At 70.7% G+C, this 22,396-nt stretch carries 18 protein-coding genes; 7 read left to right on the forward strand and 11 right to left on the reverse strand.

What is annotated here, in order from left to right:
* Positions 1 to 643: 643 nt before the first annotated feature.
* The 3 genes from ACZ67T_RS41455 to ACZ67T_RS41465 all read right to left on the reverse strand — a co-directional run bounded on the left by ACZ67T_RS41455 (position 644) and on the right by ACZ67T_RS41465 (position 2,606).
* On the reverse strand, positions 644 to 832 hold the full coding sequence (locus ACZ67T_RS41455) for a hypothetical protein (RefSeq protein WP_469991636.1): 189 nt from the start codon (positions 830 to 832) through the stop codon (positions 644 to 646).
* 426 nt (positions 833 to 1,258) lie between these two features.
* Positions 1,259 to 1,468 carry a hypothetical protein gene (locus ACZ67T_RS41460; RefSeq protein WP_469991637.1) on the reverse strand — a complete coding sequence of 70 codons (210 nt, stop codon included), beginning with the start codon at positions 1,466 to 1,468 and terminating at the stop codon, positions 1,259 to 1,261.
* 718 nt (positions 1,469 to 2,186) lie between these two features.
* Positions 2,187 to 2,606, reverse strand: a complete 420-nt coding sequence (locus ACZ67T_RS41465) for an ATP-binding protein (RefSeq protein WP_469991638.1) — start codon at positions 2,604 to 2,606, stop codon at positions 2,187 to 2,189.
* A gap of 39 nt (positions 2,607 to 2,645) precedes the next feature.
* Between ACZ67T_RS41465 and ACZ67T_RS41470 the strand changes: the two genes are divergently transcribed.
* Positions 2,646 to 3,587, forward strand: coding sequence for a helix-turn-helix domain-containing protein (locus ACZ67T_RS41470; RefSeq protein ID WP_469991639.1), 942 nt, complete (start codon positions 2,646 to 2,648; stop codon positions 3,585 to 3,587).
* Positions 3,584 to 3,787, forward strand: coding sequence for a DUF397 domain-containing protein (locus tag ACZ67T_RS41475; RefSeq protein ID WP_469991641.1), 204 nt, complete (start codon positions 3,584 to 3,586; stop codon positions 3,785 to 3,787). The genes ACZ67T_RS41470 and ACZ67T_RS41475 overlap by 4 nt, the downstream gene beginning before the upstream one ends.
* A gap of 11 nt (positions 3,788 to 3,798) precedes the next feature.
* Here the strand turns inward: ACZ67T_RS41475 and ACZ67T_RS41480 are convergent, their stop codons facing one another.
* Positions 3,799 to 4,419, reverse strand: a complete 621-nt coding sequence (locus tag ACZ67T_RS41480) for a TetR/AcrR family transcriptional regulator (RefSeq protein WP_469991643.1) — start codon at positions 4,417 to 4,419, stop codon at positions 3,799 to 3,801.
* A 123-nt stretch (positions 4,420 to 4,542) separates the two neighbouring features.
* Between ACZ67T_RS41480 and ACZ67T_RS41485 the strand changes: the two genes are divergently transcribed.
* The 4 genes from ACZ67T_RS41485 (at position 4,543) to ACZ67T_RS41500 (ending at position 10,273) form a co-directional block, all read left to right on the forward strand.
* Entirely contained in the window at positions 4,543 to 5,460 is a 918-nt protein-coding gene (locus ACZ67T_RS41485) for an ABC transporter permease (protein WP_469991645.1), read from the forward strand.
* Positions 5,453 to 6,289, forward strand: coding sequence for an ABC transporter ATP-binding protein (locus tag ACZ67T_RS41490; protein ID WP_469991646.1), 837 nt, complete (start codon positions 5,453 to 5,455; stop codon positions 6,287 to 6,289). Before ACZ67T_RS41485 ends, ACZ67T_RS41490 begins: the two co-directional genes overlap by 8 nt.
* Before the next feature lie 85 nt (positions 6,290 to 6,374).
* Entirely contained in the window at positions 6,375 to 8,585 is a 2,211-nt protein-coding gene (locus ACZ67T_RS41495) for a CDP-glycerol glycerophosphotransferase family protein (protein ID WP_469991648.1), read from the forward strand.
* Complete coding sequence (locus ACZ67T_RS41500) at positions 8,582 to 10,273, forward strand: glycosyltransferase family 2 protein (RefSeq protein WP_469991650.1); 1,692 nt, start codon at positions 8,582 to 8,584, stop codon at positions 10,271 to 10,273. The genes ACZ67T_RS41495 and ACZ67T_RS41500 overlap by 4 nt, the downstream gene beginning before the upstream one ends.
* On the opposite strand, the gene ACZ67T_RS41505 is transcribed toward ACZ67T_RS41500, so the two are convergent.
* From ACZ67T_RS41505 to ACZ67T_RS41525, 5 genes are all read right to left on the reverse strand, one after another.
* The gene (locus ACZ67T_RS41505) at positions 10,270 to 11,784 is read right to left on the reverse strand and encodes a hypothetical protein (protein ID WP_469991652.1); all 1,515 of its coding nucleotides are present in this window, start codon (positions 11,782 to 11,784) and stop codon (positions 10,270 to 10,272) included. The genes ACZ67T_RS41500 and ACZ67T_RS41505 overlap by 4 nt on opposite strands.
* Positions 11,768 to 12,238, reverse strand: a complete 471-nt coding sequence (locus tag ACZ67T_RS41510) for a GtrA family protein (RefSeq protein ID WP_469991654.1) — start codon at positions 12,236 to 12,238, stop codon at positions 11,768 to 11,770. Before ACZ67T_RS41510 ends, ACZ67T_RS41505 begins: the two co-directional genes overlap by 17 nt.
* The gene (locus ACZ67T_RS41515; RefSeq protein ID WP_469991655.1) at positions 12,235 to 13,029 is read right to left on the reverse strand and encodes a polyprenol monophosphomannose synthase; all 795 of its coding nucleotides are present in this window, start codon (positions 13,027 to 13,029) and stop codon (positions 12,235 to 12,237) included. The genes ACZ67T_RS41510 and ACZ67T_RS41515 overlap by 4 nt, the downstream gene beginning before the upstream one ends.
* Positions 13,026 to 14,129: a mannose-1-phosphate guanylyltransferase gene (gene manB, locus ACZ67T_RS41520; RefSeq protein ID WP_469991657.1), complete on the reverse strand. Its 1,104-nt coding sequence runs from the start codon at positions 14,127 to 14,129 to the stop codon at positions 13,026 to 13,028. The genes ACZ67T_RS41515 and manB overlap by 4 nt, the downstream gene beginning before the upstream one ends.
* Positions 14,130 to 14,397: 268 nt before the next feature.
* Complete coding sequence (locus ACZ67T_RS41525; RefSeq protein WP_469991659.1) at positions 14,398 to 19,329, reverse strand: NAD-glutamate dehydrogenase; 4,932 nt, start codon at positions 19,327 to 19,329, stop codon at positions 14,398 to 14,400.
* Positions 19,330 to 19,805: 476 nt separating this feature from the next.
* Here ACZ67T_RS41525 and ACZ67T_RS41530 point away from each other — a divergent pair, with 476 nt between their 5' ends.
* Positions 19,806 to 20,372: a DJ-1/PfpI family protein gene (locus ACZ67T_RS41530; protein ID WP_469991661.1), complete on the forward strand. Its 567-nt coding sequence runs from the start codon at positions 19,806 to 19,808 to the stop codon at positions 20,370 to 20,372.
* Positions 20,373 to 20,932: 560 nt separating this feature from the next.
* On the opposite strand, the gene ACZ67T_RS41535 is transcribed toward ACZ67T_RS41530, so the two are convergent.
* Together ACZ67T_RS41535 and ACZ67T_RS41540 are read right to left on the reverse strand one after the other, a co-directional pair.
* Complete coding sequence (locus tag ACZ67T_RS41535; RefSeq protein ID WP_469991663.1) at positions 20,933 to 21,607, reverse strand: HAD family hydrolase; 675 nt, start codon at positions 21,605 to 21,607, stop codon at positions 20,933 to 20,935.
* Positions 21,608 to 21,653: 46 nt separating this feature from the next.
* Entirely contained in the window at positions 21,654 to 22,169 is a 516-nt protein-coding gene (locus tag ACZ67T_RS41540; protein WP_469991664.1) for a DUF6912 family protein, read from the reverse strand.
* Between the last annotated feature and the right edge of the window lie 227 nt (positions 22,170 to 22,396).

Raw genomic sequence — 22,396 nt, forward strand, 5'->3', positions numbered from 1 at the left:
AACCAGCGAGACCGACCTGCCCACGGAACTCACCGCATAGCCTCAAAACGAGATCACCGAGTGGCCGTCAATACACCACTCCAGCGGACGTGACCCCCTCACAGGCAACGGCCAACAAGCAACCGCGAAAGACAAGGCAGCGGGAGGGGAGGGGGTGGGGGCTCTGGGAGGGCGCGGGTGGGTGGGGGGAGGTGGGGGGAGGTGGGGGAGGGTGGGGGCGCCGGGTGGGTGCGGGCTCTGGGACGGCGCGGGTGAGTGGGGTGCGCCAAGGAGGGCCCGGGTGGGTGCGGGCTCTGGGACGGCGCGGGTGAGTGGGGCTTCTGGAAGAGCGCGCGTGAGTGCGGGGACTCCCGGACAGCGCGCGTGGCTGAGAGGGCTCTCGGTACCAAAAAGCGCGGCCGAATGACCCAGATCTGCCAATCTTCGAGGCGCGGGCAGGGGCAGCCCAAGGCAGGACTGCGTCCAGCCGGGCGAGGGGGGCTGGTGTCGTCGGCCTCTGGCAGATTCGGGCCACCGGCTTACCAGTTCGCCAGCTCACCTACTCGCCGGCTCGCTGCCCAAGTCGCGGTCGGGCGCGCGGGAGAGGGCTCGTGAGGCGGGGCTGATTAGGTCAGTGCTCCTGAAGGATGGACGGGCGATCGGTTCAGTCGGTGATGTACCAGTCATTCTTGAGGCACTCCAGGGTGTCGTTGCCGAGGTCGCTCTCGGAGAAGGCGGCTGACGGCCTGACCGCTGCGACCGGCATCTCCATCTTGTCCGGCGTACGCACCACGACGCGCTGCGGGTCGACCGTCGCCGTCCGCAGGGCCTTCTTCTGCGCGGGCGAGATCATCTGGAACACGGTGGCGTACGTCGACTTGCACGGGCCGAGACCCTCCCTTGCCCCTGCGCCTCCTTCGCGGCGGGCCCGGCCACTTCGCAGACCGTGTCGATGTCCTCATGACCCAGGGCGTGGAGGTACTGCTCGTACCGCTTGATCGCGCCCGCCTTCGCCCTGGGCGCGGACGACCGCGAAGGCTTGGTGCCCGAGCCTTCCCCGGAATTCTCCGGACCGCACGCGACGCAAGCCACCAGCGCCACGCAGGCCGTCACCGTCATACTCACCATCGTGGCGAGAGGTTCCCGATCCGGCCCGGGCGTCATGCCGGGTGCCGCACTCGTCACGGCCTCCCTGACGCCGACGAGTCGACGGCCGCCGGGACCCGGTCGAGCCGGGAATGTGAAGGCTCTGGCCGGAGTGCCGTGACTTCGCCGGTCGCTACCCAGCAGCCACGACCGGGCCGGCCGTGACCTGGGGACGATTGGGGAGCAGCGACGAGAGGTTGTCCCGTACGAAGTCCGCCGCCAGGCTGATCGACTCTTCGGCCCCGGACTGGTCTTCGAAGACGCTGGTGGAGACCATCACTCCGTCTCCGGCGTCCACCCAGTAGTAGGCCACGAAACCGGGGGCTCGGCGGAGGAGAGACACGAATCCCTCGTCCACTCGGCGTCCTGCCTCGGCAGAGTCAGTCACTCCTTCGTAACGCCGAATTACTGCGTACATAGCTGATCTCCTCATGGGTCCCAAGGTCGCCTTGCGCGAAACGACGTACCCCGACCGAGCGTCTGTCGCTCGGGGGACGTTGGGACGTGACCCGGATAGGTGATCCACACCGGGCATCTGCGGCATGGGGAATGCTCGGGTCGGCAAGTGGCGGCCCAGATCTGCCAATCCCCCGCGTGAGGTCTATGCCGCCCCAAGGCGGGATTGCGTCCACCCGGCCGGAGACCGCTGACGACGGGACCATTGGCAGATTAGGGCCAGAAACCCACCACCCAGACGGCATCAGGGGCAGCCAACTCGCGGCCCCGGTCGGCGCCTCGGGCAACCGGAGCGGCCGAGACCCCGCCGCCTCTCACCCTCTTCACGCCGGCCCGCTACACACCAGTCACCAGTCGACGCGCCCCTCCCCCCCACCACCTTCCTGTTGCTGCCGCCTTCCCCCGCAGCCCGCCCCGGCGCGCATCGCTCACGGCCCCCGGCCCTCCCCACCCGCGGTTCCCCAAACAACGACTTCACCGCCAACCCCGGCCCCCGTACGCACCTCAACCAGGGAAAGCCCGCCCCCACCAATCCGCAGACGAACCGAAAACTGATGGAGGCTCCCGCAACCACCCACCCCCACCAGCCACGCAATCCGCATTGATCAGTTCACGCGGGGCACCAGCAACTCCGCCCACGTCGTCTTCCTCGGCGTCGGCCCATGCGCCACGCCCCAGCGCGCCGCCAGCGTCTCGACCAGGAGCATGCCCCGCCCCGACTCCTCCTCGGCGCCGGAATGGCGCACCTCCGGGACCCGCTCACCCCTCGTATCCGTGACCTCGATCCGGATCACTCCGTGAGTCATCAGGAGCGTGAGCCGGAAGTCCCGGCCCGGCACCCGCCCATGCGTCACGGCGTTCGCCGCCAACTCCGCCACGATGTGCGCTGCTGCTTCGAACGGGAGTCCCCAGGAACGGAGTTGCTCCGTGGCCAGCAGCCTGGCCAGGCGCGCCCCGCGCGGCGTGGCCGAGAGCAGCACGGTGAACTGGCGTGCGGTTGCGCGGAGTTGAGTTTCTGTTTCCATGTCACTCACCGTGTCGGAACGGTGGCGCCATGAGCAGCCATGACTCCGGTGCGTACAAGGACTGTCCAGAGCCTGTCCACTCGTGTCCGGGCTGTCCACAGCGGCCCCAGGGGTAACGGAACGTCGGAGGTGGCGCCGGCGAGTGCGGACGATGCGGGATGGGAAGTCGACCCGGACGACGAGTCGGGTGCGGCGGTGGTGGCAACGGTGGGGCGGCAGTTGCGCATGCGCCGGGAGGCGGCGGGGCTGCGGGTCGGCGAGTTCGCGGCGGCGATCGGGTACGGGGAGGATCTGATCTACAAGGTCGAGGCCGGTAAGCGGATCCCGCACCCGGAGTACCTGGACAAGGCTGACGAGGCGCTCCGCGCGGGCGGGCTGATCTCGGCGATGAGGCATGACGTGGCGGAGGTCCGGTACCCGAAGAAGGTTCGGGATCTGGCGCGGATGGAGGCCCAAGCAGTCGAGTTGCCGGCCTACGGAGACCACAACTTGCACGGGCTTCTCCAGACATCGGAGTACGCACGGGCACTCTTCGAGATGCGGCTGCCCGCATACGAGCCGGACGAGATCGAGCGGGCGGTTGCAGCTCGCGCGGCGAGGCAGTCCGTCTTCGAGCGCTCCCCCGCACCGGCACTCAGCTTCGTCCAGGAAGAGGTGACACTGCGGCGCCCGCTCGGGGGCAAAATGGTTCTACGCCGTCAGCTCGAACGCCTTATGGAACTGGGCAGGTTGCGCAACGTCTCGATCCAGGTAATGCCGACTGCTCGCGAGGACCACGCCGGAATGCAAGGGGAATCGCAGGTGCTGAAGTTCAGGGACGGAACGGCTGTTGGACGCTCGGAAGGGGCGTACAACGGGCGTGCGGTCTCCGAGCCAAAACTGCTCCGGATCCTTGAGCTGCGGTATGGAATGATCCGGGCCCAGGCGCTCGCCCCTCGCGAGTCCCTGGCCTTCATCGAGCAATTGCTGGGAGAAACATGATCCGCAAGCTCCCCGCCGGGGCTGAGCTGAAGTGGCGCAAAAGCAGCTACAGCAGCAACAGCAGCGAGGCCGACTGCATCGAAGTAGCCACCACCCCCGCCACCGTCCACATCCGCGACTCCAAGAACCCCGGCGGCCCCTGTCTCACCGCCACCCCCGCCACCTGGGCCGCCTTCATCACCCACGCAGCCCGGCACTAGCGGCCCGCCCGTCACAACACCCGCAGCCCCGCCGCCGTAGCCGAAGCCAGTTTCCCCAGGTACCCCTTGGGCAACGGTGTCCGTACCACCACCGCGCGCCAGTACAGCGGGCCCGAGATCAGGTCGAGGGCGAGGTCCTCGTCGAGGTCCTCTCTGACCTCCCCGCGTGCGGCGGCGCTGCGCACGATGCCGCTGGCCACCCCGTGCTGTCCTTCGCGGAGTGCCTTCTGCATGGCCTCGGCGATTTCCGGGTTGCGGGCGGCCTCGGCCTGGAGGTCGGGGATGATCTGGCCGGCGACCGGATGCCTCAGGGCGCGGGACGTGACCTCGTACAGGAGGCGCAGGTCGCCCTCCAGTGAACCCGTGTCGGGGGCCGGCAGTCCCTGTACCGCTATGGCGGAGACCAGGTCCAGGACCAGGTGCAGTTTGGAGCGCCAGCGGCGGTAGACGGCTGTCTTGCCGACGCCCGCGCGGCGCGCGATCCCCTCGATGGACATACGGGCGTAGCCCACGGCGGCGAGCTCTTCGAAAACGGCTGCCCGGATGGCGTCGGTCACATCCTCACGGAGGACGGCTGCCCCTGCGGGGGCCCGGCGACGCGCTGGCTTGGCGGAGTCGGCGTTGGTCGTCATGGTGAACAGCTTACGGCGTTACGACGAAACGGTTGCGTTCCGACGTAGCGACGCCCTACGCTCGCGTCACGACGATACGGACCCGTTCCGACGTCTCCGACCCTTTGAGCGAAAGCAGCGGATGTGAGTCAGGCAGTCGACACACCTCCCCCGCCGGCGGCCACCGCCCCGGTGGAAGATCCCGCGCAGCTGGCCGCGCGGTACGGCCTCTCGGTCAGCGGCGCGCGCCCGACCCTCGCGGAGTACGTGGGCCAGCTCTGGCAGCGGCGCCACTTCATCACCGCGTTCGCGACGGCCAAGCTCACGGCGCAGTACAGCCAGGCGAAGCTCGGCCAGGTGTGGCAGGTGGCGACCCCGCTCCTGAACGCGGCGGTCTACTACTTCATCTTCGGCGTACTGATGGGCACGAAGCACAACGTGCCGGACTATGTGCCGTTCCTGGTCACGGGCGTGTTCGTGTGGACGTTCACGCAGAGCTCGATCATGGCGGGCACGCGCGCGATCTCCGGCAACCTCGGTCTCGTACGGGCGCTGCACTTCCCGCGCGCCGCGCTGCCGGTGTCGTTCGCGCTCCAGCAGCTCCAGCAGCTGCTGTTCTCGATGTGCGCGCTGGTGGTGATCCTGCTCTGCTTCGGCGTTCCGCCGGCCCTCTCATGGTTCCTGGTACTGCCGGTCCTGCTGCTGCAGTTCGTGTTCAACACCGGTGTGGCCCTCGTGATGGCGAGGATGGGCGCGCGGACGCCGGACATAGCGCAGCTGATGCCGTTCCTCCTGCGTACGTGGATGTACACGTCCGGCGTGATGTGGAGCATCGACAAGGTGCTCAAGAACCAGCACCTGCCGCACGTCGTGCACGTACTGCTGTCCGCCAACCCGGCCGCCGTCTACATCGACCTGATGCGCTTCGCCCTGATCGACAGCTTCCACCACGGTCAGCTGCCGCCCCATGTGTGGGCGATCGCGGCCGGGTGGGCGCTGGTCGCGGGCGTCGGCGGGTTCATCTACTTCTGGAAGGCAGAGGAGACGTACGGCCGTGGCTGACACCTCCGGGGAGCGGATCCCCACCGTCATCGTCGACAACGTCGACATCGTGTACCGCGTGAACGGCACGGGGGCGGGCCGCGGCACCGCCACCGCCGCGCTCGGCCGGATCATCGGCGGGCGGAAGAAGGCCGAGGCGCGGGCCGGCGTGCGCAAGGTGCACGCCGTGAAGAAGGTGTCGTTCACCGCGTACAAGGGTGAGGCGATCGGCCTGATCGGCACGAACGGGTCGGGCAAGTCGACGCTGCTCAAGGCGGTGGCGGGGCTGCTGCCGACGGAGAACGGCCGGATCTTCACACATGGCCAGCCGTCCCTGCTCGGCGTGAACGCGGCGCTGATGAACGACCTCACGGGCGAGCGCAACGTCCATCTCGGCGGCCTCGCCATGGGCATGAGCCGCGAGGAGGTGCGCGAGCGCTACGACGACATCGTCGGCTTCTCCGGCATCAACGAGAAGGGCGACTTCATCACGCTGCCCATGCGGACGTACTCCTCCGGCATGGCCGCCCGGCTCCGGTTCTCCATCGCCGCCGCCAAGGACCACGACGTGCTGCTGATCGACGAGGCCCTGGCCACCGGCGACCGGTCCTTCCAGAAGCGCTCGGAGTCCCGCATCCGCGAGCTGCGCAAGGAGGCCGGCACGGTCTTCCTCGTCAGTCACAACAACAAGTCGATCCGCGACACCTGCGACCGGGTCCTGTGGCTGGAGCGCGGCGAGCTGCGGATGGACGGTCCGACGGACGAGGTCCTCAAGGCGTACGAGGCGTTCACCAATCCGAACGACGGCAAGGCGGACCCGAAGAAGGCCAAGGTCGCCGTTTCCGCCTGAGACCGATGCGGGCGGCCCACTCCCCTTATCCCTTTTGTCTGATTAGTGACACTATGGGGCGCCAAGAGGAGAAGGGACGGGGACCGTGCAGGAACTCAGCGTCATCGTGTACGGCCGGGACATGCAGGGGCATCTCGCCGACTGTCTGGACAGCGTGACCGGCCAGTTGCCCGAGGGGGCGGAGCTCGTCGTCGCCGCGGTGGACGAGCCGGCGCCGACCGCCGACGTGCCGGGCAGCGTCACCGTTCTGGCCCTGCCCGGCGCCACTTCCGACGAGGAGGCGCGCGCGGCCGGCGGCGAGCGGGCCTCGGGCGAGTGGCTGCTGTTCGTGCACGCGAAGGACCGTGTGCCCCCGGGCGCGCTGCGGGCGCTACGGGAGCGGGTCGCGGGTCTCCCGGACGGTGCCGACCGCGTGGACGTCGTGCTCACCGACCATGTGCACTCGAACTGGCGCACCTCCGGCGTCCCGGGCCCCGACGCCCGTCTGCTCGCCAGGGCGGGCGGCCGCGATCTGTCTCTCGCGGACTGCCCCGACCTGCTGCGGGTCACCCCGCTGCTCGGGAACCGCGCCCTGCGCGCCGCGTTCTGGCGGGACCACCGCGGCCAACTGGCCGCCACCGACGAGCGGTTCGCGGCCCGCGCCGCCCTCGTCCTCGCCGGTCGCGTCACCGCGCTCCAGCACGTGGTCCTCGACGAGCGCAGGCTGCGCCCCACGAGCCTGCCGCCGCTCACCCCCGAGGAGTACTACGCGGCCGTCGGCCTGTACGAGGACCTCCAGCGCCTGATGGCCGGCCTCGGCACGCCGACCGGTCCCCGAGCGGTCCTCTACGACGTGATGGCGACCGAGTGCATGCGGATCGTGGCCCGCGCCGGGATGCCGGAGCCCGTGGGCCGCGAGTTCTTCCGCCGGGCCTCGTGCGCGGCCGTCGCGTGGCGGCCGGAGGGCTACCGCAGGCCCGCGGGGCTCGAAGGCATCCGGCGCCGCCTGCTCGAAGAGGACGCGTACTCCCGGTACCGCGCCTTCCAGAGCGTCAACCACAAGCGGCGCGCCCTGAAGTCCGCGACCCGGGAGCGCAAGCGGCGGATCGGCGCGAAGGTCCGCGCCCACCGCTACCGGCGGGAGCTGCGCCGGCCCGTGGACCCGGACCTGGCCGTGTTCTCCGCGTACTGGGACCGCGGGATCACCTGCAACCCGGGCGCGATCGCCGCGAAGCTCGCCGAACTCGCGCCGCGCATCCACCAGGTGTGGGTGGTCCGCGCCGCCGACGTGCCGCTCCTGCCCCCCGGCACCGACCACGTCGTGCCCGGCTCCCGCCGCTACTGGGAGGTCCTGGCCCGCGCCAAGTACCTCGTCAACAACGTCAACTTCGCGAACGCCGTGGTCAAGCGCCCCGAAGCCGTCCATGTCATGACCCACCACGGCACGCCCCTCAAGCGCATGGGCCTCGACCAGATCGAGTACCCGACCGCGTCCAAGGGCCTCAACTTCCGCCAGCTCCTGGCCCGCGTCGACAAGTGGGACTACAGCCTCACGTCGAACAGCCACTCCACGCGGATCTGGGAGCGCGCCTACCCCACGCACTACGTCCCGCTGGAGTACGGCTATCCGCGCAACGACGTCTTCTACAGCGCGACGGCCGCCAACATCCGCGCCGTCCGCGACCGCCTCGGCATCCCGCCGGACCGGCGGGCCGTCCTGTACGCACCGACGCACCGCGACTACGAGGGCTCCTGGACCCCGCGCCTGGACCTCGCCACGCTCGCCGACCGGCTCGGCGACGACACCGTCCTCCTCGTGCGCGGCCACTACTTCTACGGCGGGGCGGCCTCGCCGCTCGCGGACCTGCGCCGCAGCGGGCGGGTCATCGACGTGTCCACGTACGACCCGGTCGAGGAGCTCTGCCTCGCCGCGGACGCCCTTGTCACGGACTACTCGTCGATCATGTTCGACTACGCCAATCTGGACCGCCCGATCGTGATCTACGCGGACGACTGGGAGATGTACGCGAAGACCCGCGGGGTCTACTTCGACCTGCTCACCGAGGCGCCCGGACCCGTCGCCCGTACGCAGGACGAGCTCACGGACATCCTCGCCTCGGGCGCGTGGCGCGACGAGGCGTCGGGGAAGGCGCGGGCCGCGTTCCGGCGCCGGTTCTGCGAGTTCGACGACGGTCACGCCGCCGAGCGGGTCGTGCGCCGGGTCTTCCTCGGCGAGAGCGAGGCGGCGCTGCCCCCGGTGATCCCCGTCGACGAGCGCATCCCCGCGCCCACCCCCGAGGAGGCGACCCGTCGATGACCACGCCCACGAGGACGATCACGCCCGACGTCACGGTCACCGTCATCGTCTACAACGACGCCGAGCGGCTGCCGCGCGCCGTCGCCTCGGTCCTGGCCCAGACGCACCGCAACATCGAGGTCGTCATCAGCGACGACCACTCGACGGACGCCACCCCCGAGGTGGCGCGCCGCCTCGCCGCCGCGGACCCACGGGTGCGCTGTCTGCGGCTGCCCGCCAACAGCGGCGGGTGCAGCGCGCCCCGCAACCGCGCGCTCGACATCGCCCGCGCCCCTTATCTGATGTTCCTCGACAGCGACGACGAACTCCCGCCGGAATCGGTGGAGCTGCTGCTCGCGGCGCACCGGGAGCGGGAGATCGACTTCGCGATGGGCTCGGTCGAACGGATCCGCGTCGACACGGGCCGCACGTCGACGTGGATGCCGCACCTGGTCTCGGAGCACCGCACGGTCGACGGGATCGACGCCGAACCCGGCCTGTTCTTCGAGCACTTGTCGACGAGCAAGATGTACAAGCGGGAGTTCCTCGACCGCAATCAGCTGCGCTTCCCCGAGGGCATCCACTACGAGGACCAGTTGTTCTCGGCGCAGGCGTACTGCCTCGCGAAATCCTTCACGGTCATCACCGAGCCGGTCTACCGCTGGTACATCGCGCCGTTCGTCGAGGCGGACGCCGCGTCGATCTCCAACCAGCGGCACAAGCTGAGCAACGTCCGCGACCGCGTCCACGTGCAGGAACTCATCGACGATTTCCTCACGGCGGGCGGCCACACGGGGGTGCGCGAGGACAAGGACTACAAGTTCCTCAAGCACGACTTCCGGATGTACGCGGGCGATCTGCCCCACCGGGACGACGCGTGGCTGGCCGGGTTCGCCGAGATCGTGAACCCGTATCTGGCGACGCTGTCCCCGAGCGCGTACGCCCGGCTGCCGCGCCCCGAGCGGGTCGTCCTGCAGCTGGTGCGCGACGGCCGCCTCCGCGACGCCCGGCTCGCGGCGCGCGGGCTCGGCCACGCGGTGGCCCCGCGCGAGACCGCCACGGACGCGTCCGGTGCCGTCTACTGGGGGGCGCTGATCCCGTCGTCGGACACGGCGCGTGCCGAACTCGACCTGTCCGACCAGGAGTTGTACTCGCGCCCCTTCCCCGGCGCCCAGTTCCGGCATGAGATCACACGGATCGAGCGCGGCCCGGGCGCCACCGTCGACCTGTCGGTGCGCACGTACGATCCCGGTCTGCGCCTCGCCGTCGGCCCGCACGTCGCCTCGCTGGTCGTGGCGCCGGGCCGGCACCGTATGACGACGCGGCTGCGGCTCGACCCGGTGCGGCCCGGCGTCTTCGAGGGCCGGGTGCGGCTCGACCTGGCGGCGGCCCCGCTCCCGGTGCACGGCTTCGACGGCGTACGGCATCCGTTGTTCCAGCTCCAGGAGCACGGCATGCGCAACACCGCGGTCCTGCTCGCGCCGCTGGACTTCCCCGCGCTCACCGCGCGTGTCGGGTACCGCTCGGGGGCGGCCCCGCACCGGGTGACGCTGGAGCCGGAGGGCCGGGGCAGCGGGCGCCTCCAGATCCGCTGGGAGCCGGCCGGGCTCACGGCCCGGGTGACGCACCCGGTGGCGCGCAGGCTGGCCACGGCTTCGGACGGGCGCGTACGGAACGCGATGCGCCTGGTGAGGAGCGCGCTGCGCTAGCCCGGGTCGCCGACGACCTCGTACAGGGTCTGGCCGCCCGGGCCCGACGTGACCTTGTGCAGTGCGGGGTCGGTGGCGGCGAGGCCCGCGTCGTCGCGGTGACTCACGATCCACCGCACCTCGTAGCGGCGCAGGACGTCGAGGCGCGCGGCCCGCTCGGTGCCGGGGGCGAAGTAGGTCCCGACGGCGCTGGTGCGGGCCGCCTCGTCGGGCAGGAAGAAGTCCGGGTAGCCGGGGGCGACGGTGTAGGGCCCGTACGCGGGGATCTGGCGCGCGGGGAAGTCCGTGGCGAGGACCACGTCCCCGTACTTCACCCAGGGCGTCACCCAGTGGTAGCCGCGCCACGGTGGCTTGTAGCGGTCGGCGAGCGGCTTGGGCAGGACGTCTGGCGGGACGACGTAGCCGAGTACGCCCGACTGGGTCCACGCGCCCGCGAGGAGCGCCGCACCGAGCGCCGCCGCGAACGCCGTGCGTACCGCCCTGCGGCCCGCCCCGATCACCTCCAGGCCCGCCGCGACCTGCGCCGGGATCACGGCGGCCGGCAGGACCCGGCCCCACGAGTAGTGCCCGCTCACCCAGCCCGCCGCGAACATCAGCACCCCGAGCGCGAAGAAGACCACGAGCGGATCGCGCCGGTCCCTGCGCCACCGCAGGGCGAGCGCGAACACGCCGGGCAGCAGGAGCCAGTACCGGCCGGGCAGGTTCCGGTACAGGGCCTGGTGGATCTCCTCCAGGCCCTGCGCGTGGAAGAGGTCGAAGAACGAGTAGTACGGCCACGCGGCGAGCACGACCGCGCCGAGGGCGAGCCCGGCCACGAGCCGCGCCCACACCGCACGCGCCGGCCAGGGCCTCGCCCCGGCCGTCATCGCGAGGGCGCCGAACGACGCGACGACGCCCGAGAACTGATGGCTCAGCAGGATCACGGACCACAGCACGCCGAGGCCGAGGAACCCGGGCATGCCCCAGCCGCGCGCGAGCGCCCCGCGCAGCAGCGCCCAGAAGTGGAAGGACAGCCCGAGCGCGAAGGTGCTGGGGTAGGAGACGGTCAGGGCAAGGGAGTTGAGGCCGAGGAAGCCGCTCCAGTTGAACACGCTCGTGCCCCACAGGAGGAGCAGGCACAGGAGGACGAGCGCGGTGACCGCCGTGCGCCGGGAGCGGCTCGCGGACGCTTCGGTGAACGTGCCGGTGAACCGCCACACACCGGTCACGAGCAGCGTCAGCGAGATCAGCGCGGCGATGCGCAGGACGGTGAAGGTGCCGAGGCCGGTGGCGTCGGCGAGGACGCCGAGGAACACCGTCCACGGCGAGTAGTACGGGCTCGGCGTCTTCTCGTCGACCAGCGGGTTGCCCGGATCGAGGAGATCGTGGCGCAGGCGCTCGACGGTGGCCGCGTGGATGCCGAGATCGCCCGCCCACGGCAGCCGGATCGCGACGGCCACGAGCAGGGCGACGGCCAGCAGGAGGACCAGCGGGGCCGCGGCCCTGAGGGCGGCGCTACTCGCGGCGCGCATCGTGCTGGAAGACCCACGTCCGGTAGACGAGGAAGCGGAACGCGGACGCGAGAACGATGGACAGTGCCTTGGCGATGTTCGTCGCGAGCGGTCCGGTCATCGAGGCGCCGTGGTATCCGGCGTAGAACAGGACGCTCTCCATCAGGACGCCGAGCGCGCTGAAGCCGAAGAACAGCGCGATCTGGCGGCGGGTGCGCGAGGCGCGGTCCCGGTAGGCGAAGAAGCGGAAGCCCAGGTAGTTGGTGCCCATGGCGACACAGCTGGCGAGGACCGTCGCGGTCATCGGGGCCCGGCCGATGCCGTGCAGCAGGAGGTTGAAGACGAGGAAGTTGACGGCGACGCCGCTGCCGCCGACGACGCCGAACTTGGCGACCTCCATGGACAGGCGGCGCACCCGGACCAGGACGGGAACGACGACGGGCGGCGCCTCACGCGCCGCGGTCTGGACCGTCATCGGCGCGCCCTCGCCCGCAGCTTCCACGGCATGGTGACGGATTCGAGCTGCACCATCAGGTTCATCTTGGACTCGCCGACCGTGCGGTCCTCGAAGTGGATGGGGACCTCCATGACGCCGAAGCCGCGGCGCACCGCCCGGTACTTCATCTCGACCTGGAAGCTGTAGCCCGCGCTGTCGACGGACGCCAGGTCGATGGCGCGCAGGACGTCCTCGCGCCACAGGTTGAAGCCGCCGGTGATGTCGCGGACGCGGGTGCCGAGGATGGTGCCCGCGTAGGTGTTGGCCCAGCGGGACAGGAGTCTGCGGTGCACGCCCCACGCGTCGGAGAGCGTGCCGCCCTGGACGTAGCGGCTGCCGATGGTCACTCCGGCGCCGGTCGAGAGGGCTGTGCCGAGGAGGGCGGGCACCTTGTCGGCGGGGTGGCTGCCGTCGGCGTCCATCTGGAGGACGTAGCGCGCGCCGTCGGCGACGGCCTGCGCCATCCCGGCCGCGTAGGCCCGGCCGAGCCCCTCCTTTCCGGCGCGGTGCAGGACGCTCATCCGGTCGCGGCCGTGCCGGTCTGCGTACCGCTCGGCGATGTCGCCGGTGCCGTCGGGGCTGGAGTCGTCGACGACGAGGAGGCGCAGGCCCGGGAGGGGGAGCGCCATGAGGGCGTCGGCCATGCCGGGCAGGTTGCCCGCCTCGTTGTACGTCGGCATGACGACAGTGAGGGGGGTGCGGGCCCAGTCGTCGGGCAGTGGTCGGGCGGCGGCCGGTGTGGCCCCGAGGTCGGGAGAGTTCGTGTTCACTGTTCGGTCAGCCCTTCTCCGGCGAGCGAGGAGAAGCGGACGGCCCGGTCGGGCAGTACGGCCTCGCACCACACCCGGGTTCCGTTCCGCAGTTCGTTGTGGGCGCCGACGTAGGCGCCGTCACCGATGACGCTGCCGTGCAGGACGGAGCGCCGCCCGATCCGCGCTCCCGCGCCGATCAGGCTCTTCCTGACATAGGCACCGGCGCCCACGGTCGCGCCGTCATGCAGCACGGAACCGTGGACGACGGCCCCTGCACCTACCCGGACGCCCGCCCCGACGACGGTGCCCTCGGCGAGCCAGGCGTCGGCGGCGACCTTCGCGCCGGGCAGTACGAGGGACTCGCCGCGCACACCGGGCACGGCGGGTGAGTGGATGACCCCGCGCACGAGGTCGGCGGAGGCCTGCACGAAGGCTTCGGGCCGGCCGAGGTCGAGCCAGTAGGAGTCCTCGACCATGCCGTGCAGATAGGCACCCGCGGCGAGCAGGCCGGGGAACGTCTCGCGTTCGACGGAGACGGCCCGCCCGCCGGGGATGTGGTCGATGACGGACCTGCGGAACACGTAGGAGCCCGCGTTGATCTGGTCCGTGACGATCTCCTCGGGCGTCTGCGGCTTCTCGGTGAAGGCGAGTACGCAGCCGTCGGCGTCGGTCGGTACGAGCCCGAAGGCGCGGGGGTCGTCGACGCGGGCGAGGTGGAGGGTGACGTCGGCCTCGCGCTCGCGGTGCCGGTTGAGGAGGGCGCGCGCGTCGAGGCCGGTGAGGATGTCGCCGTTGCAGACGAGGACGGGTTCCTCGGGAGCGGAGACCAGGCGGCCGGCCGCATGGCGGATCGCGCCGCCGGTCCCCAGCGCCTCGTGCTCGACGGCGTACTCGAGGTGGACCCCGAACGCCGATCCGTCGCCGAAGTACGGCTCGAACACCTCGGCGAGATAGCAGGTGGCGAGGACGATGTGGCGCACGCCCGCGCCGGCGAGCCGGGCGATCTGATGCGCCAGGAAGGGGACTCCGGCCGCGCGCACCATGGGCTTGGGTGTGTTGACCGTGAGCGGCCGCAGCCGGGTGCCCAGCCCGCCGACCAGCAGAATCGCTTCCGTCATGGACCCTTCCCGACCTCTCCGCCGCGCGCCGCCGTTCTGACAATCGGGTCCACTTTAGACGTAATGCCCTAGTTGATGGCTTATGCCGAATCTCATGAGTCCGACGCGCCTCCAGGAGCAACCGATTGGGCGCGCCGTCCATCAGGCCAGAACCGGTCAAGAGTCCGGCCGGAGAAGGGAAAGAGAACGGAAAGAGTCCGGAAGCCGAAACGGGGGCGCCCCGCACCGGAGTTCCGGTGCGGGGCGCCCCCGCCGCTTCGAGCGGACCCTACGAGTGCGTGCGCAGCAGCGTCCTCATCGTGCGCATCGCGACCGACAGGTTCGCCAGGTCGAAGGCGTCCGAGCTCTGGATCTCCTCCAGGGTCGTCCGCGCCCGGCCCAGGATCGGCGCGTTCTTCTCCTGCCAGGCGTCGAAGCGCTGCTCCGGAGTCGACACGCCGTTCCCGGCGGCCAGCACATCGGCCGTGAGGGCCGCGTGCGCCGCGTACAGGTCCTCGCGGATCGAGGCACGGGCCATCGACTGCCAGCGGTCGGACCGCGGCAGCTCGATGATCCGGTCCATCAGCTGCGCGATCGCCAGCCGGTCCGCGAGGTCGTAGTACACCTCGGCGACGGCCAGGGGGTCCTTGCCGGTGCGGTCGGCGATCGCCACGATGTCGAGCGTCGGGAAGGCCGAGGAGAACCCGGCGACCCGCTGGGCCAGCTCCTCCGGCACACCCGCTGCGGTCAGCTCGTCCAGGATCGACTGGTACCACTCGGCGTCCGCGCCGCGCAGCATCTTCGGCATGGCCGACCACACCTGGGCGACGCCCTCGCGGAAGAAGTCGATGGTCTCGGCGAGCTGGAGCGGCTGCGGCCGGTTGTTGAGCAGCCAGCGCGTGCCGCGCTCGACCAGGCGGCGCGAGTGCAGCCTGATCCGGGTCTGGACGTCCGCGGCGACGACATTGTCGAGCGACTCGACCGTGTCCCAGACATCGCCGAGGCCGAAGATCTCGCGCGCGGCGAGCTGCGCCCGCACGATCTCCTCCAGGGACGCCCCTGTCTCCTCGCGCAGCCGGTGCAGGAACGTCGAACCGCCGGTGTTCACCGTGTCGTTGACCAGCACCGTGGTGATGATCTCGCGGCGCAGCGCGTGCCCGTCGACCGCGTCGGTGAACCGCTCGCGCAGCGCCTGCGGGAAGTAGGCGTGCAGGAGCCTGCGCAGGTACGGGTCGTCCGGCAGGGACGTCTGGATCAGCTCGTGCGCGGCCGTGATCTTCGTGTACGCGAGGAGGACGGCCAGCTCGGGCTGACTCAGACCGCGCCGGGAGTTCAGCAGTTCCTTGACCTGCCGGTCGGCCGGCAGGAACTCCAGGGCCCGGTCGAGGTTCCCGTCACGCACCAGACGGCGCATGAAGCGCTGGTGGGCGTGGAGCAGGTCGGGCGCCTGGGCGACCGCGTTGGCCAGGGCCGTGTTCTGCGCGTAGTTGTTGCGCAGGACCAGGGAGCCGACCTCATCGGTCATCTCGGCGAGCAGCTTGTTGCGCTGCTTGACGGTCATGTCGCCGTCGGCGACGAGCGTGTTGAGCAGGATCTTGATGTTCACCTCGTGGTCGGAGGTGTCCACGCCCGCGCTGTTGTCGATGGCGTCGGTGTTGACCTTGCCGCCGCTGCGCGCGAACTCGATACGGCCCAGCTGGGTCGCGCCGAGGTTGCCGCCCTCGCCGATCACCTTGGCCCGCACGTCCTGGCCGTCCACGCGGATCGCGTCGTTGGCCTTGTCGCCGACGTCCGCGTTCGACTCGGACGACGACTTCACGTACGTGCCGATGCCGCCGTTCCACAGCAGGTCGACCGGCGCGTGCAGGATCGCCTTCATCAGGTCGGCCGGCGTCATCTTCGCGGCGCCCGACTGGATGCCCAGCGCCTCGCGGATGTGCGCGTTGAGCTGGATCGCCTTGGCGGAGCGCGGGAAGATGCCGCCGCCCGCGGAGATCAGCTCCTTGTTGTAGTCGGCCCACGAGGAGCGCGGCAGGTCGAACAGACGGCGGCGCTCGGCGTACGAGGTGGCCGCGTCGGGCCGCGGGTCGATGAAGATGTGCCGATGGTCGAACGCGGCGACCAGGCGGATGTGCTCGGAGAGCAGCATGCCGTTGCCGAACACGTCACCGGACATGTCGCCGACGCCGACGACCGTGAAGTCCTCGGTCTGCGTGTCGGTGCCCAGCTCCCGGAAGTGCCGCTTCACGGACTCCCAGGCGCCGCGGGCGGTGATGCCCATGCCCTTGTGGTCGTAGCCCGCCGAGCCGCCGGAGGCGAAGGCGTCACCGAGCCAGAAGTTGTACGACTCGGCGACCGCGTTGGCGATGTCGGAGAACGTCGCCGTGCCCTTGTCGGCCGCGACCACGAGGTACGTGTCGTCCTCGTCGTGGCGCACGACGTCCGCCGGGGGCACGACCTCGCCGGCCACCAGGTTGTCGGTGATGTCGAGCAGCGCCGAGATGAAGGTCTTGTACGACGCGACGCCCTCGGCCAGCCAGGCGTCACGGTCGACGCTCGGGTCCGGCAGGTTCTTCGCGACGAAGCCGCCCTTGGCGCCGACCGGCACGATGACGGTGTTCTTCACCATCTGCGCCTTGACCAGGCCGAGGACCTCGGTACGGAAGTCCTCACGCCGGTCGGACCAGCGCAGACCACCGCGCGCGACCTTGCCGAAGCGCAGGTGCACGCCCTCGACACGCGGCGAGTACACCCAGATCTCGAAGGCGGGGCGCGGCGCGGGCAGGTCGGGGATGGCCTGCGGGTCGAACTTCATGGAGACGTACGCGTGCGGCTTGCCGTCGTCGGCCTTCTGGAAGAAGTTCGTCCGCAGCGTCGCCTTGATGACGGTCAGGAAGGACCGCAGGATCCGGTCCTCGTCCAGGCTCGCGACCTGGTCGAGCGCGCCGTCGAGCTCCTCCAGGAGCCCGTCGATCAGCTCGGTCCCGGCCCGCTGGCGCTCCGGCGACATGCGCGCCTCGAAGAGGCTCACCAGGAGGCGGGTGGTGTGGACGTTGTTACGGAGGGTGTCCTCCATGTAGTCCTGGCTGAATGTCGCACCGGCCTGGCGCAGGTACTTGGCGTACGCGCGCAGCACCATCGCCTGCCGCCAGTTCAGGCCGGCGCTCAGGACGAGGGAGTTGAAGCCGTCGTTCTCGGCGGCGCCGGTCCAGGTCGCCGTGAAGGCCTCCTGGAAGCGCTCGCGGCCGTCGTCACCGAGGTTGTCGCCGTTGCCGTTGAGCGACTTCGGCAGGCGAAGGCCGAAGTCGTAGATCCACGCCGTGGTCCGGTCCGAGCAGCGCAGCTCGTAGGGGCGCTCGTCGATGACCTCGACGCCGAGCTGGTTGAGGACCGGCAGGACGGACGACAGGGAGACCGGCGCGCCGGTGCGGTAGATCTTGAAGCGGCGCTCGCCGGGGGCCGCGCCCACGGGCTCGTACAGCGAGAGCGCGAAGTCCTTCTCGCCGCGCTTGAGCGCCTCGAGGTGGACCAGGTCGGCGACCGCCGCGCGGGGCGAGTGGTCGGCCTTGTAGCCCTCGGGGAAGGCGCCGGAGTAGCGGCGGCCCAGCTCGGCCGCGCGCTCCTCGCCGCACTCCGCGTTCAGGGCCTCGCCGAAGCCGTCGGCCCACGAGCGGGCGGCGTCGACGAGCCGCGCCTCGATGCGCTCGGTGTCGGCCTCGGTCAGCACGGGCAGCTCGGTGCCCGGCTCGACGCGGATGACGAAGTGCAGCCGGGACAGGATCGACTCGGTGTTCCAGGCCGTGAAGTCGACGCTGGTGCCGTTGAGCTCTTCCTTGAGGATGTCGATGACCCGCAGGCGGACACCGGTGGTGTAGCGGTCGCGCGGCAGGTAGACGAGGGCCGAGTAGTAGCGGCCGTACTCGTCCTGGCGCAGGTAGAGCCGCAGCCGGCGGCGCTCCTGGAGGTAGAGGACGCTGGTGACGATGGCGCGCAGCTCGTCGGCCGGAGTCTGGAACAGCTCGTCGCGCGGGTACGTCTCCAGGATCTGGAGCAGGTCGCGGCCGTCGTGGCTGTTGGGCGAGAATCCGGCGCCCCGCAGCACTTCCTGCACCTTGCGGCGCACGACCGGGACGCGCCGGACGGACTCCGTGTACGCGGCGCTCGAGAAGAGGCCGAGGAAGCGGCGCTCGCCGATGACGTTGCCCTCGGCGTCGAACTTCTTCACACCGACGTAGTCCAGGTACGACGGGCGGTGCACGGTGGCGCGGCTGTTGGCCTTGGTCAGCACGAGGATCTTGTGCTCGCGGGCCTTGGCGCGCGCGTCGGCGGGCAGCCGGCTGAAGGACGGGCTCACCGGGTGGTGGTCGTCTCCGCCGTGCTGCGGGTCGGAGCGCAGGATGCCGAGGCCGGTGCCGGGCACGGCGGACAGCGAGTCGTCGTCGCGCAGCTCGTACTCGCGGTAGCCGAGGAAGGTGAAGTGGTCGGCGGACAGCCAGCGCAGCAGCTCGCGGGCCTCCTCGACGTCCTGGGCGCGCAGATCGTCGGCGGTGGGCTCGCTCGGCAGGTCGTCGGCGATACGCAGCGCCGAGTCCCGCATCTTCTCCCAGTCCTCGACGGCCTCACGGACGTCGGACAGGACACGCAGCAGGTCGGAGGTGATCTGCTTCAGGTCGGCGCGGTCGGTCTCCCGGTCGATCTCGACGTGGATCCACGACTCGGTGAGCGTGTCGTGGCCGTCGGCGGGGCTGCCCGCGGGCAGGACCTCCAGGAGGTTGCCGGTCAGGTCGCGGCGCACGGTGACCTGCGGGTGGATCACGACGTGGATGCCGCGGCCCTGGCGGGACAGCTCGTTGGTGACCGAGTCGACCAGGAACGGCATGTCGTCGGTGACGACCTCGACGACGGAGTGGCTGCAGGTCCAGCCGTTCTCCTCCACCGTCGGTGTGTGGACCTTGACGTTCGCGGTGCCCTGCGGGCGGACCTCCGCGAGCCGGTAGTGGGAGACGGCTGCACCGAAGGCGTCGACCGGGTCGCGGTCGGCCAGGTCCTCGGGGGCGGTGTGCAGGTAGTAGCGCTGGAGGAACGCGAGCACGGACTCCTCGTCCGGAGCCCCCTCGCCATTCGTCCCGGCCGGGAGATGGCCCCCAGCCGGGCTGTTCTCAGCTACCCGGGCGGCCCGTGCGAGCAGCTCGGCCTTGGCTTCGTCCAGCTTGGTCTGCATTGTCCTCTGGCTCCTGTCGCGCGCCGTTGCGTGACGTTGAAAGTGATGCGGCACAACGCCACGACGCGGGGTCTCCGGTCGATGTCGACGGTATGCCGGGATGAGAGAAGAGCGGGCGGTTATCCGCCATTTTTGGCGTATTTCCTGCCCGGAGCCGGGACGGCATCCATGTTCCGTCCCGAAGGGAATGGTCAGCGGAGCACCGGGCACGGATGTAGATCTCCGTGTGCTCCCGGCGCGGGCAGGGGGCGACGATGCCCCCGCGAGATATCGCGCTGATCACGGGTCAAGGCTATCGCCCCTCCCCCGGGAGTCGTCATGAGCCGTATGTGTACAAATACAGCGGTCGAACTTTGACACTCTGCACAGGGACAGCGACGCGGATGGATGCGTCGGGGGGTTGCCTAACGGTCCGGCCGGGTCCACGTTGAGGAGGAGACACCCCGGCCCGAAGGCTCCGAGGGGAGCGCACAGCCATGGCACCCAAGATCCTCCTGGTGACCGGCGACGCCGCCGAGTCACTGGAAGTCCTGTACCCCTACCAGCGCCTGCGCGAGGAGGGCTACGACGTCCACATCGCCGCCCCGGAGCGCAAGAAGCTGCGGTTCGTCGTCCATGACTTCGAACCGGGGTTCGACACGTACACGGAGAAGCCCGGCTACACCTGGCCCGCCGATCTAGCGTTCGCCGAGGTCGAGCCGGAACAGTACGTGGCTGTCGTGATCCCGGGCGGGCGCGCCCCCGAGTATCTGCGCAACGACCCGGAGCTGCGCAAGATCCTGAAGTCTTTCTTCGACGCGGACAAGCCCGTGGCCCAGATCTGCCACGGTCCGCTGCTGACGGCGGCGGTCGACGGCCTGCGCGGCCGCCGCGTCACGGCGTATCCGGCGCTCGAGCCCGACATGCAGGCGGCGGGCGCGGCTTTCCGGGACGCGGAAGTGGTGGTCGACGGGACGCTGGTGTCCTCGCGCGCCTGGCCGGACCACTCGGGGTGGATGCGGGAGTTCCTCACGGTGCTTCGGGCCAAGGCGCCGGTGACCTGAGGGTCCGAGGATCCGAGGGGCCTCACGGGACGGCGGGTGGCTGCTTCGGCGGCGAGGGCAGCCACCCCGCATGGCGCTCCTGGACGGCACGCCGGAGCCCCGCCGCCCCGACGACCGAGAGAGTTGACCGGATTGCAGCCCGGCGCTCCGCCGCGCCGGACCACCCTGAGAAGCACACCCCATCAGCCTGATCCCGTCGGGAAATTGCTTCCCGAGCCCGGCCGCGCGCGGCGCCATGCGGCTCTCGCCGACCCCGCCGGCCCACGAGCGTGACCCGGCGCACCTGCCCGAACGCCTCCCGCACCCAAGCGAGTTCGCCCGCCCGGCCGACGCATGCGGAGACGTCGGCCGGAAGTCGCCCCCGCCTCTGCGCCTTTACGCCGTTACGCCGTTACGCCGTTACGCCTCTGAACCTCTACGCCTCTGCCCGAAGCCGAGTCCCGTGGTGCCGCGCACGCACCCGTCGGCACCCGTCCCGCTCTGCCGGATCTGTGGATTCCGGTTCGTCGGCGATCCCACCACAGCGCACCCAGCCGGCGGCGGGGCGTGAGCGCATCCGCTCACTCCGCCAGGCGTCCGGCCATCCCCACGGCCTCGGCGAGAGTGTCCACGACCGGCGCCCCCACGCCTTCGAGACTGGCCCTGCTGTGCGATCCGCCGGTGTAGAGCACGGCCCGCGCGCCCGCGTGCAGCGCCGCCACCGCGTCGTCGGCAGCGTCCCCGATCACCACCGTGCGCCCCGGCGCGACTCCCGCACCAGCCAGCGCTCCGAGGTGGCGGACCATGTGCTCGGCCTTGCTGCCCCCCGAGGGGCCGGTGCGCCCGTCAACCCGCAGGAAGTGCGACTCGATCCCGAACTCCCGCACCAGCGGGACGAGTTCGTCATGCCCGTACATGCTGAGGATCGACTGGCTGCGGCCCGCCGAGCTCCAGTCGGCGAGGAGCAGTTCCGCCCCCTCGGCGAGCCCGCACGCCGTGCGCCGGAGCGTGTAGTGCCGCTGGAAGGCGGTGTCCATGCGCTCCCACTCGGCCTCGGTGGGCAGCCGCCCCATCAGCCGCTGGTAGAAGCGGGGGATCGGCACGCAGTACAGCTCTCTGTACCGCTCCAGGGTGATCGGCTCGAGTCCGATCTCCCCGAAGGCGGCGTTGGTCGCGCTGATGACGGCGTCGTTGTCGTGGAACAGCGTCCCGTTCCAGTCCCAGACGATGTGTGCTCCGGCTGCGTGCTTCCCCATGCCAAGAACGTACCCGCCGGGACCGACAATCGTACGTTCGCGCAGGTCAGCCGCTCAGGCCGAGCAGGTTCGGGATCTCCTGAGTGGCGAACCAGAGGAGCTCGTGGTCCTCGGCGCCGTCGACGACGAACTGCGCGTCGTCGTCGCCCTGGTCCGCCGCCCCGAGCGCCGCGGCCGCCGCGGTCACGTCCTTCTCGGCGTCGGCCGAGTCCACGTGCACCGCCGCCGCCTTGGCCAGGGGGACCGCGTTCGCGATCCGCACCTCGCCGAGCGCCCCCGGGTCGAGCCCGCGGTCCGGGTCGGCCACGGCGGCGCCGTCCGGCACGTCGAGGGCGACCACGACCCGCTTGCGGGGCGCGTCCGGCTCCCCGGCGACCAGCCGCAGCGACGCCGCCGCCGCGCGGTTGAGGGCCGCGTACTCCAGTTCCTCGATGTCGTCGGAGACGTACCACTCACGCAGCGCGGGCGTCACGGCGTACGCGGTGAGCGGTCCGGGCCCCAGTTCGCCCGCCTTCTGCGCCTCGGCGAGACGGGGCAGGGACAGGGGGACGTACACGCGCATGGCTGGCCACTTTCATCGGCGAGAGGGGCTTCAGGATACGTGCGGGAGTCCCCCTTCGGGGTGCCGGTCACCCCCTGTTCGCACGTCCACTCCGGACCCCTGCGTGACCCTCCCGAGCCCTGTCCGCACTTGCCTCGTCCGCCGTCCGATCACCCGGATAGGTGAACCTTGCGACCGCCCCCGCCGGGCCCCTGTGGCCTTGTGGGCGGCGCCGCAGGACCGTACAA

This window comes from Streptomyces sp. NPDC107517, assembly GCF_055582645.1.

Excerpts from the sequence above, each read along its gene's own strand:
- ACZ67T_RS41455 (WP_469991636.1), bottom strand. The coding sequence starts at position 832 with ATGATCTCGCCCGCGCAGAAGAAGGCCCTGCGGACGGCGACGGTCGAC.
- ACZ67T_RS41465 (WP_469991638.1), bottom strand. The coding sequence starts at position 2,606 with ATGGAAACAGAAACTCAACTCCGCGCAACCGCACGCCAGTTCACCGTG.
- ACZ67T_RS41470 (WP_469991639.1), top strand. The coding sequence starts at position 2,646 with ATGACTCCGGTGCGTACAAGGACTGTCCAGAGCCTGTCCACTCGTGTC.
- ACZ67T_RS41475 (WP_469991641.1), top strand. The coding sequence starts at position 3,584 with ATGATCCGCAAGCTCCCCGCCGGGGCTGAGCTGAAGTGGCGCAAAAGC.
- ACZ67T_RS41480 (WP_469991643.1), bottom strand. The coding sequence starts at position 4,419 with ATGACGACCAACGCCGACTCCGCCAAGCCAGCGCGTCGCCGGGCCCCC.
- ACZ67T_RS41500 (WP_469991650.1), top strand. The coding sequence starts at position 8,582 with ATGACCACGCCCACGAGGACGATCACGCCCGACGTCACGGTCACCGTC.
- ACZ67T_RS41505 (WP_469991652.1), bottom strand. The coding sequence starts at position 11,784 with ATGCGCGCCGCGAGTAGCGCCGCCCTCAGGGCCGCGGCCCCGCTGGTC.
- ACZ67T_RS41510 (WP_469991654.1), bottom strand. The coding sequence starts at position 12,238 with ATGACGGTCCAGACCGCGGCGCGTGAGGCGCCGCCCGTCGTCGTTCCC.
- manB (WP_469991657.1), bottom strand. The coding sequence starts at position 14,129 with ATGACGGAAGCGATTCTGCTGGTCGGCGGGCTGGGCACCCGGCTGCGG.
- ACZ67T_RS41525 (WP_469991659.1), bottom strand. The coding sequence starts at position 19,329 with ATGCAGACCAAGCTGGACGAAGCCAAGGCCGAGCTGCTCGCACGGGCC.
- ACZ67T_RS41530 (WP_469991661.1), top strand. The coding sequence starts at position 19,806 with ATGGCACCCAAGATCCTCCTGGTGACCGGCGACGCCGCCGAGTCACTG.
- ACZ67T_RS41535 (WP_469991663.1), bottom strand. The coding sequence starts at position 21,607 with ATGGGGAAGCACGCAGCCGGAGCACACATCGTCTGGGACTGGAACGGG.
- ACZ67T_RS41540 (WP_469991664.1), bottom strand. The coding sequence starts at position 22,169 with ATGCGCGTGTACGTCCCCCTGTCCCTGCCCCGTCTCGCCGAGGCGCAG.